The organism is Streptomyces sp. CNT372 (assembly GCF_000377145.1).
This window is the reverse complement of record NZ_KB897776.1, coordinates 325,633-341,146: the sequence shown is the minus strand read 5'-3', so window position 1 is coordinate 341,146 and position 15,514 is coordinate 325,633. Positions and strand designations below refer to the sequence as shown.

Below are 15,514 nucleotides of genomic sequence, written 5' to 3'. Positions count from 1 at the left end.
CGGCCCCGCCGTTGCCGTGTCGGGGCCGATGGCGCCCCCGGCGAAGTAGCGATTCTTGCAGGAGAGCAGCGTGCGCGAGTCCACGACGCCCGGCGCCGCCGCCTGCCCGCCCTGACGCTTCGCCCCCCGGACGCGAGCCCGGCCGCTCCGGCCGCTGTCCCCGGCTCCGCCCCCGTCGGCTTCCGGCTCCGTGCCCCGCGGGGCGCCGGACCGGCTTCTCCGCGCCTCCCGCCCGTTCCCCCTCCCGCACGTCCCGCATGTCCCGCCCTCCCGCATGTCCCGCCCTCCCGCACGTCCCGCCCTTCCGCATGGGGCGTGCCCGAGCACGACAGGTTCCGTCTCCCTTGTCTTCTGCCGCCACTGCTGTGTCCCCGGCCGCGCGTCTGCGCGGCCTGAAGCCCGACTGGATCTCCGACCCGAAGGTCTGGCGTACGGAGGTCCTGGCGGGCCTGGTCGTCGCCCTCGCGCTGATCCCCGAGGCGATCTCCTTCTCGATCATCGCGGGCGTGGACCCGGCGGTCGGACTGTTCGCCTCCTTCACCATGGCCGTCGTCATCTCGGTCGTCGGCGGCCGGCGGGCGATGATCTCCGCCGCGACCGGCGCAGTCGCCCTGGTGATCGCACCGCTCAACCGGGAGCACGGCTTCGGCTACCTCGTCGCCGCGGTCGTCCTCGCCGGCGTCTTCCAGGTCGTCCTGGGCGCGCTGGGCGTGGCGAGGCTGATGCGCTTCATCCCGCGCTCGGTGATGGTCGGGTTCGTCAACTCCCTTGCCGTCCTGATCTTCATGGCCCAGATCCCGGAGATGAGCGACGTCCCGTGGGCGGTCTACCCACTGATCGCCGCCGGTCTGGCGCTCATGGTGTTCTTCCCGAAGATCACCACCGTGGTCCCGGCGCCGCTGGTCTCCATCGTCGTCCTCACCGTGATCACCATCGGCGCGGCCATCGCGGTGCCGACCGTGGGCGACAAGGGCGAGCTGCCCGCCTCCCTGCCGGTGCCGGGCCTGCCGGACGTCCCGTTCACGCTGGACACGCTGACGACGATCGCCCCGTACGCGTTCGCGATGGCGCTGGTCGGTCTGATGGAGTCGCTGATGACGGCCAAGCTGGTCGACGACATCACCGACACCCACTCCGACAAGACCCGTGAGTCGGTCGGCCAGGGCGTCGCCAACATCGTCACCGGCTTCTTCGGCGGCATGGGCGGCTGCGCCATGATCGGCCAGACGATGATCAACGTGAAGGTCTCCGGCGCCCGGACCCGCGTCTCGACCTTCCTCGCCGGGGTGTTCCTGATGGTGCTGTGCATCGTCTTCGGCCCGGTCGTCTCCGACATCCCCATGGCGGCCCTCGTCGCCGTCATGGTCATGGTCTCCTTCGCGACCTTCGACTGGCACTCCATCGCCCCGAAGACCCTCAGGCGGATGCCTACCGGGGAGATCGCCGTCATGGTGATCACCGTCGCCGCGGTCGTCGCCACCCACAACCTCGCCATCGGCGTCGTCCTGGGCTCCGTCACCGCCATGGTCGTCTTCGCGAAGCGGGTCGCCCACCTCGCCGAGGTCACCGCCGTGGTCGACCCCGACGGCAGGACGGTGGTCTACCGGGTCACGGGTGAGCTGTTCTTCGCCTCCTCCAACGACCTGGTGGGCCAGTTCGACTACGCCGCCGACCCGGACAAGGTGATCATCGACATGAGCTCGGCGCACATTTGGGACGCCTCCTCCGTCGCCGCCCTCGACGCGATCGAGACCAAGTACGCGCGGCGTGGCAAGACGGTGGAGATCACCGGGCTCAACGCCCCGAGCGCGCACCTGCACGGCAGGCTCAGCGGCGAACTCGCCGCCGGTCACTGACCCAGCACGGCCCACTCGACGGAACCCCGGCGCCCTCGCGCCGGGGTTCTCCGCGTTCGAGGTCGACCGGACCGGCCGTGGCTCCGCCGGCCCCGGCGAGGGCGGCGTCGAGGCGGACGGCGCTGTCACCGGTGACTGGTCACCAGTCACCGGTGACCAGTCACGGACACGCCCGGACAGTGCGGAACGGCTGGTTTCGCCATACCCGGCCGGGTACCCGTCGAGCGTCAGGCGAGATCTCCGGGGTGGCGCTCGGGCCCAAGAATACCCCCCTGGGTATAGATGCTACGGTGGACGCGGATACCCCCCGGGGTACATCCTTCGAAAGGAGTCATCAGCCGTGTTCTTCGTCGACACCCTGGAAATCGAGGGCCTGGGCAACCGCAGCTACCTGGCCGGCGGGTCCCGTGCGGCGGTGGTCGTGGACCCGCCGCGGGACATCGACCAGGTCATGGCCGCGGCGGCCCGCCGGGGGGTGCGTATCGCTTTCGTGGCCGAGACCCATGTGCACAACGACTACGTCACCGGCGGTCTGGAGCTCGCCCGCGTCACCGGCGCCCGGTACCTCGTGCCGGCCGGGGCGAACGTGTCGTTCGACCGCACCCCGGTCGCCGACGGCGACACGGTGACGGTCGACGACGGCCTGGTGCTGCGCGCCATCGCCACCCCCGGGCACACCCCGCACCACACCTCCTACGCCCTGACCGAGGGCGGGCGCGGTGTGGCGGCCTTCACCGGCGGATCCCTGCTCATCGGCACCGTGGGCCGCCCCGATCTGGTCGAGCCGCGGCTGACCGAGCGGCTGGCCCGCGCCCAGTACGCCTCCGCCCACCGGCTGGCCGACGAACTGGACGACGAGGTGCCGGTGCTGCCCACTCACGGGTTCGGCAGCTTCTGCTCCTCCGCCCAGGCCGAGGGGGACGCGACCACGATCGGCAAGGAGCGCGAGACCAATGACGCGCTGACCCTGGATGTGCACACCTTCGTCACCCGGATGCTCGCCGGTCTGGACGACGTGCCCGCCTACTACGCCCACATGGGCCCGGTCAACGCCGAGGGCCCCGCGCCCGTCGACCTCACCCCGCCGAGGCGCGCGGACGCCGAGGAGATCGCCTCCCGGCTGGCCGCGGGCGAGTGGGTGGTGGACCTGCGCAGCCGCACGGCCTTCGCGGAGGGGCACGTGGCCGGGTCGTTCAACTTCGAGGGCGAGGGCAAGCTCGCCACCTACCTGGCCTGGCTGATCCCGTGGGGCAAGCCCGTCACCCTGCTCGCGGGGACACCGGAGCAGATCGCCGACGCGCAGCGGGAGCTGGCGCGGGTGGGCATCGACCGTCCGGCCGCCGCCGCCACCGGCGACCCGTCCGGCTGGATCCGTGAGGGGGAGCGGCTCGCAGCCTTTCCCCGTGCCCGCTTCGCCGACCTCGCCGGTGCACGTGAGCGCGGCGACGACGTGGTCGTCCTGGACGTACGCCGGGACTCGGAGCGTGCGGAGGGCTGCATCGAGGGCTCCGTCCACATCCCCGTCCACGAGCTGCACGGCCGCATCGGCGAGGTGCCGGCCGGGGCGGTGTGGGTGCACTGCGCCGGGGGGATGCGCGCGGCCATCGCGGCTTCCCTGCTCGACGCCGCCGGCCGCGAGGTGGTCGCCGTCGACGACGGGTTCGACGCCGCCGGCGAGGCGGGGCTGACCCTCACCGGCACCCCCGACACCGCCTGACACGCCCTGCCGCCCCACCGCACGAAGGTGATCGAACGATGTTCTCGCTTCTCCACCCCGGCCCCGGCCGCCTCACTCCCCGGCGCGCCCACCAGCGGACCAGCGACGGCGCCGCCGTCCTGCTGGACGTCCGCGAAACCGAGGAGTGGAACGCGGGGCACGCGCCCGGAGCCCTGCACGTGCCCCTCTCCCGTCTGACGGCCGGGGCGCCGCTCCCGGCAGCCGCGCGGGGCAGGCCGGTGGTCACGATCTGCCGCTCCGGTCACCGCTCCCGGCAGGCCGCCACGCTGCTGTCCGGGCGAGGTGTTCAGGCCGTGGACGTCACCGGCGGCATGAACGCGTGGGCGCGTGCGGGGCTGCCGGTCGTCGGTCCGGGTGGCAGCGAGGGCGTCATAGCGTGAGTGCTCTGATCCTGGCCCTGACCGCGGGCGCGGTGGTCGGGCTCGCGCTCGGCGCGCTCGGCGGGGGCGGCAGCGTGCTGGCCGTCCCGGCGCTGATCTACCTGCTCGGCTTCACCCCGGCCGCCGCGACCACGGCCGCCCTGATCATCGTCACCGCCACCTCCCTCACCGCCCTGTACGTCCATGCCCGCACCGGCAACGTCCGCTGGAGGGCCGGTGCGCTGTTCGCCGCGGCCGGACTCCTTCCCGCGGCCGCGGCGGGAGCCGCCGCGTCCCGCCTGCCCCAGCCCGTGCTGACCGCCGCGTTCGCGGCCGTCGCCGCCCTCGCCGCCGTCAGGATGCTGCGCCCCGGTCCCGCCGCCACCGGCCCGCCGGCCGGCGGGGTGCAACCCGCCAGGGCCGCCGGAGCCGGCGCCGGGCTCGGTGCGCTGACCGGACTGCTCGGGGTCGGCGGAGGCTTTCTCGCCGTCCCGGCCCTGGTCGCCATGCTGGCGTTCGAGATGCAGGCCGCCGTCGGCACCAGCCTGCTGGTCATCTCGGCGAACTCCCTGGCGTCCCTGGCCACCCGCGGCGTCACCACCGCCGGCGTCGACTGGGCGGTCGTCGGCCCCTTCGCCGGGGCGGCGATCCTCGGGGCATGGGACGGCAAGCGTCTGGCCGCCAAGGTCACCGGCACCGTGCTGCAACGGACCTTCGCCGTCGTGCTGCTGGCCGTGGCCGTCTTCATGCTCGTCGACGCCCTCGCCCGGGGGGCCGCCTGATGACCGGCGCCGTGGCGCCGCTGCGCCGGCGGCTCAGGCCAGGGACAGGAAGAGTTTCTCCAGCCGGGCACGCATCTGCTCCCGGTCACCGGAGGCGGCCATGTCCGCGTCGGTCAGGCAGTGCTGCAGACCGGTGGCGATGATCGCGAAGCCGGCCTTGTCCAGAGCCCGGGACGCCGCGGCGAGCTGGGTGACCACGTCTTCGCAGTCCCGCCCCTCCTCGATCATCTTGATCACTCCGGCGATCTGGCCCTGCGCCCGGCGCAGCCGGTTGACCACCGTCTTCAGTTCCTCGGCCGCCATCGCCAGTTCCACAACCCACACTCCTTCGAGATACCCCCTTGGGTATCCTACCGAAGGGGTGGCCCACCCGAACCGAGCAAAGGAAACCCCGTGGCACCTACCGCCGCCCTCACCGCCGACCAGGCGGGCGCCCGCCTGCACGAGCTGACCGTCATCGACGTGCGCACCCCCGGCGAATACGCCTCCGGCCACCTGCCCGGCGCCCACAACATCCCCCTCGACCACCTCGACGCCGCCCTGCCCGCCCTGAAGGCCGCCGCGGACCGCGGTGACCTCCTCGTCGTCTGCGCCTCCGGCGCACGCTCGGCCCGGGCCTGCCGACGTCTGGCCGACCAGGGCATCACGGCCGCGACCCTCACCGGCGGCATCACCGCCTGGACGGAGCTCGGCCACGACACCCACCGCGCGGCCGGCACCCGCACGCCCTGGGCCATGGAGCGCCAGGTCCGCCTCGCTGCCGGATCCCTCGTCCTGACGGGCCTGATCGCCGGCCGCCGCTGGAACGCGGCCCGCCTGCTCTCCGCCTGCGTCGCGGGCGGGCTCGTCTTCTCCGCCCTCACCGACACCTGCGGCATGGCCAGGATCCTGGCCAAGCTCCCCCACAACCAGCCCGGGGCCACCGACCTGGACTCCACCCTCGCCGGCCTGGCCGGCTGACCTGCCCATCGCCGCCAGGAGCCGCCCGCCGTGCCGCGTTGCCCCTCGACAGGGGCGGGTCATCGGTGGCCGGCTGAGTCACGGGGGCCCGGCTCTGCGTCGGCCGGGATGGTGGCCCGACCTGACGAGCTCGCGGTCTCGTCCCCGCCGCTGCCTGCGGTCCGTGCCGTCTGACGCGTGAAGTCACCGGACGGCTGCCCGTCGTCCCCGGCGATCTCCCGTCCGTCTCCCAGAACACCCGAAGGGGCACGACCGCGAACGGTCGTGCCCCTTCGGAGCGGGGACGGGAGATCAGGCCTTCTTCGTCTCCTAGTAATGGGCCGGGTCGGTGACCTGCGGGGATCTTCCCTGTGGGACGCTGACCTGGCCTTTTACTGATGGCTGGCGATGGGGTACGACGGTCTTGATCGGGCGGTCTTGATCGGGTGTCCTGCGGACTGTGTGCGGACTGCCGGTCGCAAGTACCAGCGGTCCAGCTACCGACTAAATCGTCACTTCCGCGGGCACCCCTTACATCTCTCGGTTCCCCAGGGCGAGGAGCAGCTCGGGAAGCTCCCGCAGTGGCTGGAGCAAGCCCGTCACCTGGAGGGCAGCACTCTGGGCGCGGCTCTCTGACAGAGGCTGGGCGATGTTCGCAGCACGAGCATGGGCCCGCATCTGCGAGGCGATCGCAGGGAGAAGTTTGACTCCCTCTTCCAGCGTTGTCAGAACGTCGGCCAGTTCCCGCCGCAAGCGCTTGACGGCCTCCGTATCGGTCTCCGGCGGTGCCGCAGCCGCGCCCGGTTGCAGCGGCGCGCCCGTGTTCGTGCGTGTAGCCCCGGCAACCTTCGGGAAGGTCTTGTTGAACCAAGCGCGGCTGGCCGGCTTGCCCAGCGGCTCGCCGGACTCACCAACCTGCATTGGCGGACGGTCGGATTCATCCATCGCGGTGGCCAGTTCTCGCAGAAGCCCAACGGCGCGGACTCGATTGGCTCGCATGGCAGCGATGGCGTTGTTCACCCCACGGCGGATACGCAGGGACTCTTCGTTGTCCACAGTCTGATCTGTGTCGCTGTCGCCGCGCTGTGCTCCGACAGAGCCGCGGTCCGCATCGATCAGATCGAAAGCGGCCAGCCAGTGAGGCGCTCGGTAGAGCAGCAGCTCTTCGAAGGCATCGGCATCGGCGTCCGCGGACGCTAGCAGATCCCGCAAAGGGCGGCACGAGAGCACCGCGCCTTCTTTGGCGAGCGAGACGGGTAGTGCATCCGCGACACGCGGGTTCCAGGGCTCTGGGTAGCTTTCCGAGGTGAGTGCCGACCATGCCCGCAGGCGCCGATTCACGTGAGGGCGACCGAGAGTCGATGGCGCTGGCTCGCTGAGCGCTGCCCTGATGAGCTCACGCCGACCGGAGTCGTCTTCCGTGGGGAAGAACTCGCGCAGCAGGCGCATCGAACGCCAGTCTCGTTGTACTGAGATAGGGGCGTCTCCGGGGCCGTCGGGCAGACGACTAATGGGCTGAGTGCCTGCGAGCACATCAGCTACATCCTCACGCAGGATGCCGGCAGCACTGTACGCACCGAGGATGCTGCGCCCGAGAGATCGGCTCCGGTCGTTGGGCTTGAACTCCAACGGAGGGTGGACGTGATCACGACGGTTACTGCTCTGCACGATGCGGTAGAGCCGCTCCGGGCTGGGGCTTCCGATTACCAGATGTGCCGTCACCACGGCAACCTTGCGAGATCGGTAGGCCGCAGCATCGAAGTCGCCTGCTGCGCAGGCTGCCTTGTACTCGTCGTTGAGCTTGGAGGAGTACTTGGGAAGCCAGAACGCTGGATTCGTGGAGACGTCCGTGCTGTCCATGCCCAATTTGGCCATGGACACTCCGGTGGCGATTTCGGCTGAGCTCAGGCCAAGCAACTCATGACGCGCTTTGGTGCGATTGTTACCGCGGACTGCTGGCCATACCCAGTACGAGGACGGGCGCTGACCTCCTGATGCATCGACTGACGCCTCGTCGAGGACCAATTGCTGTGCGATGTACATGCACGGTTCCATCTGGCCGTTCAGGACCAGATCTTCCCGTAGGTCGTACGGCCGATGCCCATCCCGCCCAGTGAGTTCATTGCCGGAGCGGTCAATCGTGTCGAGTAGTTCATGGAGAGTGCGGAATTCGCTACGCAGGGCGCTGTAAGTCCGTTCCTCACCGTCAGTCGTGACCGCTGTCCACGGGCGAACGGCGGGCAAAGTGGGCTTGGCACCATTCGAGGGATCGACAGGGGAGCGGAAAGCCGTGCTGATCCGCTCGTTGTGCCCACCAGGTCGTGCCAGCGTAACCCGCGATCTTCAAGCTGACTGCGAGAGCAGTTCCGGCATCCGTGCGGATCGGGACGAGGACGTCGTCGCGAAGTCGCTCAGCCTTGTCTTGCGCGCGGGGTGAGTACAGGAGTGCCTTGGGCTGCACTACAAAGGGAGCGATCTGCTCCAATGCGGCGCGTGGGACGTTGACGCCATCTGTGGCGAGTACGGCATCCACCCATCGCCTCTGCCATTCGGCTGGGGCGGGCTTAGGGAATGGCTCGTCGTTCTTTTCCGTGGCTTCCATTGTGGACCTTCCGGTACGCAGCTCAGCATGCGAGGAGGCTGGGCTCATCGCAGCCGACGGTTGATCAACCGCCGGGAAGTGGGCTCCAACCTCATTAGGGAAGGTCTGGTGCCGTCATACCAAGGCTCGATCCACTAGAGCAGTGGCAAGGCGGGTAGGACCGCCCTCTACGCTCGCATCCTGCAGTTGCCCTGCCTGCTGTGATCAAGGCGGGGTCAAGGTGTCTCTCCGGAAGAGTTCCGGTACGAGGTGCAGAGCTGATGCGCAGTACGGGCGCGCTCCACCCCTAGTAGTAGTAGAAGCCGTGGGCACCTACCAAGCTTTGACGGATGTGCGTGCGATGAACACGCCCTTCTGGTAGAGGGACTTGACTTATGGGGGTAGCTCTCCCTATCTCAGCAGTCCCTACATCCGGTAGCGCCAAGAGACAGGGCCCGCTACTTCCAGCCGTTCAGCGAGACCTCGGGCCCGCCGCTGAGGTAGCGGTGGAGGGCGCTGGCGGTGGTCTCCACGAATTCCTCGGGGACCATGTCGGCGTCGACCCACCGAACCTGGGCGTGCTTGCGGGGTTCGCGGTTTTCGGGTTCGCCAGTCCATTCGTGGGCGGCGAAGACGACCGTGAGGAAGCCGTTGGGGGCTTCGACGCCCCAGGCGCCGTGGATGATGTGGGCGACCTTGAGGGACTCGGGCTTCACCGTGAGGCCGGTCTCCTCGTAGAGCTCGCGGACCGCGGTTTCGGTGATGGGTTCGCCCGGCTCGCTCTTGCCGATGGGGAGGTCCCACATTCCCTTGGCGAACTTGGCGTTCTCGCTGCGCCGGAGGAGGACGACGCGGTTGGTCTCCTGGTCGTGGACGATGACGGCCGCGACCAGCAGGGTCATCGATTCGAGCGCCGGCTTGAGGGTCTTCGGCTGGTCGTCGGTCTGCTGGGGCACGGTGTTCCCTTCGTCGGGCAGGTTGTTGGGCATGTTAGGCGAGGGTCTCGCGGGCGCGGCGGGCGAGATCGGCGGCACCGGGAACGCGGCGGCGCTGGTAGACCGCGAGGGTGGAGCGGATCGAGGTGATTGCCTTGCGGGTCCGGTCGGAGGTCATGCCCTCCATGAGGACCAGGGCCTGGGTCCAGGCGGCGACCGCCTCGTCGGCGCGGGCCTGGGCGGCGAGGCTGTCGCCGAGGTCGGCGTGGGTGAGGGCGTGGACTCGCTTGTACTTCTCGGGGTCCCAGCGCACCAGGGCGTCTCGGTGCTGTTGTTCGGTGCCGATGTGGTCGGCGAGATCGGTCAGGGTGCGGGCGGTGTGGCTGGCCACGGTGCCGGCGGCGGGGCCGCTCGCGCGGGAGTAGCTGGGCTGGGAGCCATCGTCGCGGAGGAGGGCGTCCTCGGCGGCGAGCAGGGCGCGTGCGGCCGACGGGTTCTCGTCGGTGGCTGCGTATGCGCGGGCGTGGGTGATGTGGAGGAGGGCCTCGGTCTGGCCGTCGACGTGGCCGAGACCTGTGCGGAGGGCGCCTTCGACGAGGTCGACGCAGTGGTGGGGCTGCTTGAGGCTCAGGGCCTGGTGGGCGAGGGCGCGCATCATCCAGGCGGCGTGGCCGTGTGGGTCGGCTTCGCAGGCGAGCTTGTAGCCGACCTGGTAGTAGCGCTGAGCGGCGCCTTCCTGGCCGAGGTCGTGGTGCTTCCACCCTGCGAGGTAGGCGAGTTCGGCGACGGCGCCGAAGGCGGCCCGGCGTAAGGCTTCGCTGGGGAAGCGTCCGCGCAGCATGGGGGCGGCGGTGTCGGCGAGGTATGCGGTGACGGTGGTCAGGCCGTGCCCGCCGCCGAGGCGCTCGTCGGCCGCGCTGAAGGCCGCGGTGATCTGCCGTACGACGTCCACGTCCTCCGCGCCGACCAGGGACGTGCCGGTGCGGGCGCGGAGCACGCGGGTGGTGGCCTCGTGGTCGTATCCGAGCGGCATGGCGACGCCGGCGGTGGTGAAGGCCGCGATGGCGAGGAAGCGGCGGCGTTCGACGTCGGCGCGGCCCAGGTCGGTGGCGGCGAGGACGGGGTCGGATTCCGCCGGCTCTTCGTCATCGCTGGTCTGGAGGCCGATCTCGGTCTGGGTAACCGTGCGTCCCGCTCGGCGGGACAGCGCCTCGGCCAGGTACTGGCCTACCCGGCCCGACGGGGCACGGGTGCCGTTCACCCAGTGCGAGATGGCCGACTTGTTGGTCTGGAGGATCTCGCCGTTCTCGGCGGCGATGCGCCGCACGTCTCTGGCGAGGGCCTCGTAGGTGCAGTCGACCGTCGCGATGACGTCGCGCAGACGGGAGTTGGGTTCTCTCGGCGCCGCCACGACCGCCTCCACTCCGGAGCTGTAAACCGCGTATACCGCTTCAACTGCCTTCCACCGTACCCACTGAGCGTGACCACCGGTTCACTTATCAGCAGCCGCCCGGAACGGCGCGACCGTGATCCAGGCTCCCCCTTGGTCCGGGCGGCACCCCGAGGTTCCGTACGCCCACACCAGGCTCGGGCATTCCTGTGCCCGAACTTGGCCGATCAGAAACGGAGACACGGTGGTCATCATCGACACCAAGGCCATCACGGTCGAGCTGCCCGAGGCGTTCGACCCGCGCTGGAGCCGCCTGCCCGGCATCCAGGTCGACGGCCGGCGCATCACGATCGACCCGGCCGAGTACTTCTTCCGCTTCGAGTCCAACACCTGGCTCGTCGCCGACTGGGAGCTGGTCAAGGCCCAGCTCCTGGACGTGGACGAGACGACCGAGAGCGCGGTCGAGCAGCTCGCGCTCGACTTCATCAAGCAGCACAGCGAATCCACCTCCGACGCGGCCCGCGTCGTGGTCACCGCGTACGAGGTGTACGCGTACCTCTTCCGCGAGGAGCACCTGGCCGGCCTCGGCCTGCCGCAGATCACTGCCGACCACCTGCGGATGCTCCGCGAGGCGGCCACGCTCATGGCGCTCAACAAGGTCGAGCTGGACGGGCACATCTCCAACGTCGGCCCGTGCTGGTTCTTCCCCGCCGCCACCTCCGTCGTCTTCGACCTGGATGACGAGATGGGCGGGATGCTCGACGAGGTCTACCACGGCGGCTGGTTCAACGAGCACCGCCGCATCGAGTCCATCAAGGCCCACGCCGCCCTCGGCGGCCGGCTCGTGCACGGCTGCCAGTCCGTGCCGGACCAGTCCGGCGGCGTGGTCGCGCCCTACGGTGCCTCGATGGCGAACTTCCGCGACGACCTCGCCGCGTTCAAGGCGGGCTGGATCGAGCAGGTCTACGCCCACCGCGCGAACCCCGCCGCGTAACCCACCCGATCAGGCTCCGGGGCGAGCCGGCATCCCTCGCCCGCCCCGGACGCCACCACCCCTCCCCGGAGCCCTCCCGTGACCACCAACCCCAGCGCCGAACTCCTCGACAACCTGCTCACCGCGACCGGCCAGACCACCGCCGTACGGGAGGAGGTACGCGTGTGGTCCATGTCCGGAGTCGAGCGCGTGACCTTCCCCGACGGCTCCACGGCCATCTTCAAGTACGCCAAGAAGCCGTTCGACAGCGAGGACCAGGCCCTCCGCCTGGCCCACACCCTCGGCGTACCCGTCCCCCAGGTCCACGCCTCCGCCGTCCTGGACGGCTGGCTCGGCATGCTCATGGAGGACCTCGGGCCGTCCGTACGCGAGGCCGACGACCTCGACGGCGTCGCCGCGGCCGTGGTCCTGCACGGCACCCGTACGGCTCTGCCCTTGCCCGTCCTCGACCAGAACCGGCTGCGCACGCTGCCCGCCCGGGCACTGGAGCACCTCGAACGGCTGCGCAAGGCCGACCGGTGGCAGGACGCCGACGACGTCGAGGACGCGCTCGACCGGATCGCCCAGGCCGCCGAGGCCCGCTCGGCCGGAGCGACGCTGGAACCGTTCGGTTGGGTGCACTCCGAGTTCCACCCCACCAGCCTCCACATCGGCGAGCGCGGCTGGCGGCTGCTCGACTTCGCCCGCGCCTTCACCGGCCCCGGCCTGCTCGACCTCGCCAGCTGGCACGGCACCATCGAGCCCCCGCACCCCGTGCGCCTGCGCGTCTTCCTGGAGCAGTACGTCACCGCCGGCGGCACCCCCGACGCCCTCGCCCCGCGCGGCGGGCTCACCGCTGAGACCTGGGCCCTGGGCTGGCACCGCATGTGGGCCGTCGAGTGGTTCATGGAGCAGGCCATCCGCTGGATCAACGACCCGGCCACCGACCCCGCCTACCTCAAGGTCGTCCGCCGCCACTTCACCGACGTCCTCCACCTCTTGGACATCTGACGTGCTCGCCCAGGCATCCCCCTGGCACGCCCATGCCTTCCAGCGCACCAACGCTGGCCTTGCCGAACCGCTTGCCGTGCCTGCCCGGATGGAGTGGACCACTCGACCAGGCCAAGGGCCCGGCGCCGACGTCCTCGGCCCGGACCTGCGCGGCAAGCGACTCCTGGAACTCGGCTGCGGCCCCGGCCACAACGTCGCCCACCTCGCCACCTGCCACGGCGCCCACGTCACCGGTGTCGACCTGGTCGGCCTCCAGGTCCGCCGCGCCCGCTCCCACTACGGACGGCTGAACAACCTCACCTTCGTCGCCGACCACGCCCTGCACTACGTGCACGCCTCCGATGAGCAGTTCGACGCGATCTACTCCGTCTTCGGCGCCGTCGGCCTTGTCGCCCCCGAACTCCTGTTGCCGACCATCGCCCAGCACCTCACGCCCGGCCGGGTGCTGGCCTTCTCTGTCCCGCACCCGCAGCGTGGCGGCCGCAGCCCTTCGGGTGACGACCGGCCTCGCCGCGACTTCGTCACCCTGCCCGATCGCACTCGGCTCCCCATCGCCCGCTGGGAGTTCTCCACGGACCGCTGGGAGAGGCACCTCAGCCGGGCGGGCTTCTGGCTCACTGCGGCCCAGGAGTTCCACGACCCCCGCATGGGCCACTGGCCCATCACCCTGTTGATCCGCGCCCGGAAGCTCTGACCAGCCATTCGTCCCGGCTTCCCCCGGAGGAACGATGCGCCCGCCCTACCTGCTCCTCGACATCGACGGCGTCCTCATACCCTTCCCCAACGCGGACGGCTCGACCCCGGCCACCCACGCCCGCCACGACGTCGTCCCCGCCGGCCGCAGCGCCGACAACCCGGTCACCGTCTGGCTCAACCCCGATCACGGCCGCCTGCTCATGGACGTGATCCGCACCGGCCTGGTCACCCCGGTCTGGTGCACCAGCTGGCGCCAGGACGCCACCACCCTCATCGGCCCGCTCCTCGGCCTTCCAACCCTGCCGTACGTCGATCTCCCGCGTCCGCAGATCACCACCAGCCACCCCAACGGCTACCTGTGGAAGCGCGACCACGTCGACGCCTGGCTCGGCGACGCCCCCGCCGTCTGGATCGACGACGACTTCACCGGCCTCGACCAGGTCTGGGCGGCGGAGCGCACCGCCAGGGGAACGCCGACCCTCATCATGCAGCCGGACCCGCATCTCGGACTGCAGTCAGAGCACCTGACCGAGCTCGCGGTCTCGTCCCCGCCGCTGCCTGCGGTCCGTGCCTTCTGAGGCGTGGAGTCACGGGACTGCTGCCCGTCGTCCCCGGCGATCTCCCGTCCGTCTCCCAGAACACCCGAAGGGGCACGACCGCGAACGGTCGTACCCCTTCGGAGCGGGGACGGGAGATCAGGCCTTCTTGGTCTCCCAGAAGATCCGGTCGATCTCGGCGATGAGCTCCAGCGCCTTCTCGCCGGTCTTCGGGTCGGTCGAACCCTTCGCGGCCGAGAGGGCCTTGAGGGTCTCGTTCACCAGCGTGTGGAGCTGGGGGTACTTCTCGAAGTGCGGCGGCTTGAAGTAGTCGCTCCAGAGCACCGACACATGGTGCTTGGCGAGCTCGGCGCGCTCCTCCTTGATGGTGATGGCCCGGGCCCGGAACTCCGGGTCCTCGTTGGCCTGGTACTTCTCCTGGACGGCCTTGACCGACTCCGCTTCGATGCGGGCCTGGGCCGGGTCGTAGACGCCGCAGGGGAGGTCGCAGTGGGCGCTGACCGTCACCTTGGGGGCGAACAGGCGGGAGAGCATGAAGCTGTCCTTCCTCGTGATCGTCTTCTCAGGTGGGACATTACTCCGTGAGAGGCGTGATTTCCCGAGTGCCCCCGGGGGCTTAGGACAAAAGTCCGGGACCGGGACGGGACGCGTGGCCGAACGTACGGTGGACCCGGAGGTGCCCCGATGAGTGAGCAGGTGCGTCAGGCGCGGCCGCCGTTCGGCGTCGCGGAGGTGACCGGGCGTTCGATGTATCCGACGCTCCGGCACGGCGACCAGCTCCTGGTGCACCACGGCGCGGAGGTCCGCCCGGGAGACGTGGCGGTGCTGCGCCACCCGCTCCAGCAGGACCTGCTCATCGTGAAGCGACTCATCGAGCGGCGTACAGGCGGCTGGTGGGTGCTGGGCGACAACCCGGACGACGAGGTCGTCGACAGCCGCGCTTTCGGGCCCGTCCCGGACGAGCTGGTGCTCGCCCGGGTGCGCGCCCGCTACCGGCCGATGCTGCCGGGACGCCGCCGCACCCCCCTCTACGTGGCGTCCTGGGCCGTCTCGGCGCTGCGCCCGGTGCTGGCGGACCGCTCGGCCTCCAGCCGCTTGCGGGCCCGGTAGGCGGCGACGTTCGCCCGGGTGGCGCAGCGGTCGGAGCAGTAGCGGCGGGACCGGTTGGTGGACGTGTCCAGATAGGCGTTGCGGCAGGGTGCGGCCTGGCAGAGGCCGAGGCGGTCGACGCCGTGCGTGGTGAGGTGGAAGGCGAGGCCCATCGCGGCGATGGCCGCGTACCCCGCGGTCGCGTTCGACGGGTGGTCGGCGAGGTGCATGTGCCACAGCGGGCGGCCGTCGTCGTCGCGGAAGTCGTGGCCGGAGATCTGGGGGCTGACGGGGTACTCCAGCATCAGGGAGTTCAGCAGGTCCACGGCCCGGGTCTCCTCGCCCTCGTCCGCCGCGGTGAACACCGCCCGCAGCCGGGCCCGGACCCCGCGGAACCGGGACACGTCCGCCTCGGTGGCCCGGCGGGCCGCCTGCTGGGAGGCGCCGAACAGCCGGCGCACCGCCTCGACCGAGGTCAGCGTGTCCTTCTCGCGGACGGGCTCCTCGGTGTTCACCAGGCGCACCGCGTAATCCGAGTAATGGGCCAGTTCCACTTGTAGTCCTTACGGGGACGGTCTACTGTCGGCGTAACGGTGGCGTAACGGCCG

16 protein-coding genes are annotated in these 15,514 nt (G+C 70.5%); 10 read left to right on the top strand and 6 right to left on the bottom strand.

What is annotated here, in order from left to right; all coding sequences use genetic code 11:
- Positions 1–365 precede the first annotated feature (365 nt).
- From C593_RS0101405 to C593_RS0101390, 4 genes are all read left to right on the top strand, one after another.
- On the top strand, positions 366–1,856 hold the full coding sequence (locus C593_RS0101405; protein WP_018845520.1) for a SulP family inorganic anion transporter: 1,491 nt from the start codon (positions 366–368) through the stop codon (positions 1,854–1,856).
- Between the two features lie 340 nt (positions 1,857–2,196).
- Positions 2,197–3,573, top strand: coding sequence for an MBL fold metallo-hydrolase (locus C593_RS0101400; RefSeq protein WP_018845519.1), 1,377 nt, complete (start codon positions 2,197–2,199; stop codon positions 3,571–3,573).
- 38 nt (positions 3,574–3,611) lie between these two features.
- Positions 3,612–3,974 carry a rhodanese-like domain-containing protein gene (locus C593_RS0101395; RefSeq protein ID WP_018845518.1) on the top strand — a complete coding sequence of 121 codons (363 nt, stop codon included), beginning with the start codon at positions 3,612–3,614 and terminating at the stop codon, positions 3,972–3,974.
- Entirely contained in the window at positions 3,971–4,735 is a 765-nt protein-coding gene (locus C593_RS0101390; protein WP_018845517.1) for a sulfite exporter TauE/SafE family protein, read from the top strand. The genes C593_RS0101395 and C593_RS0101390 overlap by 4 nt, the downstream gene beginning before the upstream one ends.
- Before the next feature lie 33 nt (positions 4,736–4,768).
- Here the strand turns inward: C593_RS0101390 and C593_RS0101385 are convergent, their stop codons facing one another.
- The gene (locus tag C593_RS0101385; RefSeq protein WP_018845516.1) at positions 4,769–5,050 is read right to left on the bottom strand and encodes a metal-sensitive transcriptional regulator; all 282 of its coding nucleotides are present in this window, start codon (positions 5,048–5,050) and stop codon (positions 4,769–4,771) included.
- Positions 5,051–5,128: 78 nt separating this feature from the next.
- On the opposite strand from C593_RS0101385, the gene C593_RS0101380 reads away from it, so the two are divergent.
- Positions 5,129–5,695 carry a rhodanese-like domain-containing protein gene (locus tag C593_RS0101380; RefSeq protein ID WP_018845515.1) on the top strand — a complete coding sequence of 189 codons (567 nt, stop codon included), beginning with the start codon at positions 5,129–5,131 and terminating at the stop codon, positions 5,693–5,695.
- A 510-nt stretch (positions 5,696–6,205) separates the two neighbouring features.
- Here C593_RS0101380 and C593_RS32870 read toward each other — a convergent pair.
- The 3 genes from C593_RS32870 to C593_RS0101365 form a co-directional block, all read right to left on the bottom strand.
- Positions 6,206–7,717: a hypothetical protein gene (locus C593_RS32870; protein WP_158686788.1), complete on the bottom strand. Its 1,512-nt coding sequence runs from the start codon at positions 7,715–7,717 to the stop codon at positions 6,206–6,208.
- Positions 7,718–8,713: 996 nt separating this feature from the next.
- Entirely contained in the window at positions 8,714–9,244 is a 531-nt protein-coding gene (locus tag C593_RS0101370; protein WP_018845513.1) for an NUDIX domain-containing protein, read from the bottom strand.
- Position 9,245: 1 nt separating this feature from the next.
- A complete protein-coding gene (locus tag C593_RS0101365) occupies positions 9,246–10,601 on the bottom strand; it encodes an NsdA family TPR-like regulatory protein (RefSeq protein WP_026277249.1) in 1,356 nt (451 codons plus the stop codon).
- A 223-nt stretch (positions 10,602–10,824) separates the two neighbouring features.
- On the opposite strand from C593_RS0101365, the gene C593_RS0101360 reads away from it, so the two are divergent.
- From C593_RS0101360 to C593_RS0101345, 4 genes are all read left to right on the top strand, one after another.
- Positions 10,825–11,574, top strand: coding sequence for a hypothetical protein (locus tag C593_RS0101360; RefSeq protein WP_018845511.1), 750 nt, complete (start codon positions 10,825–10,827; stop codon positions 11,572–11,574).
- Between the two features lie 78 nt (positions 11,575–11,652).
- The gene (locus C593_RS0101355) at positions 11,653–12,564 is read left to right on the top strand and encodes a phosphotransferase (RefSeq protein ID WP_018845510.1); all 912 of its coding nucleotides are present in this window, start codon (positions 11,653–11,655) and stop codon (positions 12,562–12,564) included.
- A 1-nt stretch (position 12,565) separates the two neighbouring features.
- Positions 12,566–13,258, top strand: a complete 693-nt coding sequence (locus C593_RS0101350; protein ID WP_026277248.1) for a class I SAM-dependent methyltransferase — start codon at positions 12,566–12,568, stop codon at positions 13,256–13,258.
- A gap of 34 nt (positions 13,259–13,292) precedes the next feature.
- Positions 13,293–13,838: an HAD domain-containing protein gene (locus tag C593_RS0101345; RefSeq protein WP_018845508.1), complete on the top strand. Its 546-nt coding sequence runs from the start codon at positions 13,293–13,295 to the stop codon at positions 13,836–13,838.
- Positions 13,839–13,955: 117 nt separating this feature from the next.
- Here C593_RS0101345 and sodN read toward each other — a convergent pair whose 3' ends face one another.
- Positions 13,956–14,351 (bottom strand): superoxide dismutase, Ni, encoded by a 396-nt coding sequence (gene sodN / locus C593_RS0101340; protein ID WP_018845507.1) that lies wholly within the window; start codon positions 14,349–14,351, stop codon positions 13,956–13,958.
- Positions 14,352–14,501: 150 nt separating this feature from the next.
- Between sodN and sodX the strand changes: the two genes are divergently transcribed.
- Positions 14,502–14,927, top strand: coding sequence for a nickel-type superoxide dismutase maturation protease (gene sodX / locus C593_RS0101335; protein ID WP_018845506.1), 426 nt, complete (start codon positions 14,502–14,504; stop codon positions 14,925–14,927).
- Here the strand turns inward: sodX and C593_RS0101330 are convergent.
- Positions 14,846–15,460 (bottom strand): CGNR zinc finger domain-containing protein, encoded by a 615-nt coding sequence (locus C593_RS0101330; RefSeq protein ID WP_018845505.1) that lies wholly within the window; start codon positions 15,458–15,460, stop codon positions 14,846–14,848. The two genes, sodX and C593_RS0101330, sit on opposite strands and share 82 nt — an antisense overlap.
- Positions 15,461–15,514: the final 54 nt, after the last annotated feature.

Excerpts from the sequence above, each read along its gene's own strand:
- C593_RS0101395 (WP_018845518.1), top strand. The coding sequence starts at position 3,612 with ATGTTCTCGCTTCTCCACCCCGGCCCCGGCCGCCTCACTCCCCGGCGC.
- C593_RS32870 (WP_158686788.1), bottom strand. The coding sequence starts at position 7,717 with ATGTACATCGCACAGCAATTGGTCCTCGACGAGGCGTCAGTCGATGCA.
- C593_RS0101370 (WP_018845513.1), bottom strand. The coding sequence starts at position 9,244 with ATGCCCAACAACCTGCCCGACGAAGGGAACACCGTGCCCCAGCAGACC.
- C593_RS0101345 (WP_018845508.1), top strand. The coding sequence starts at position 13,293 with ATGCGCCCGCCCTACCTGCTCCTCGACATCGACGGCGTCCTCATACCC.
- sodN (WP_018845507.1), bottom strand. The coding sequence starts at position 14,351 with ATGCTCTCCCGCCTGTTCGCCCCCAAGGTGACGGTCAGCGCCCACTGC.
- sodX (WP_018845506.1), top strand. The coding sequence starts at position 14,502 with ATGAGTGAGCAGGTGCGTCAGGCGCGGCCGCCGTTCGGCGTCGCGGAG.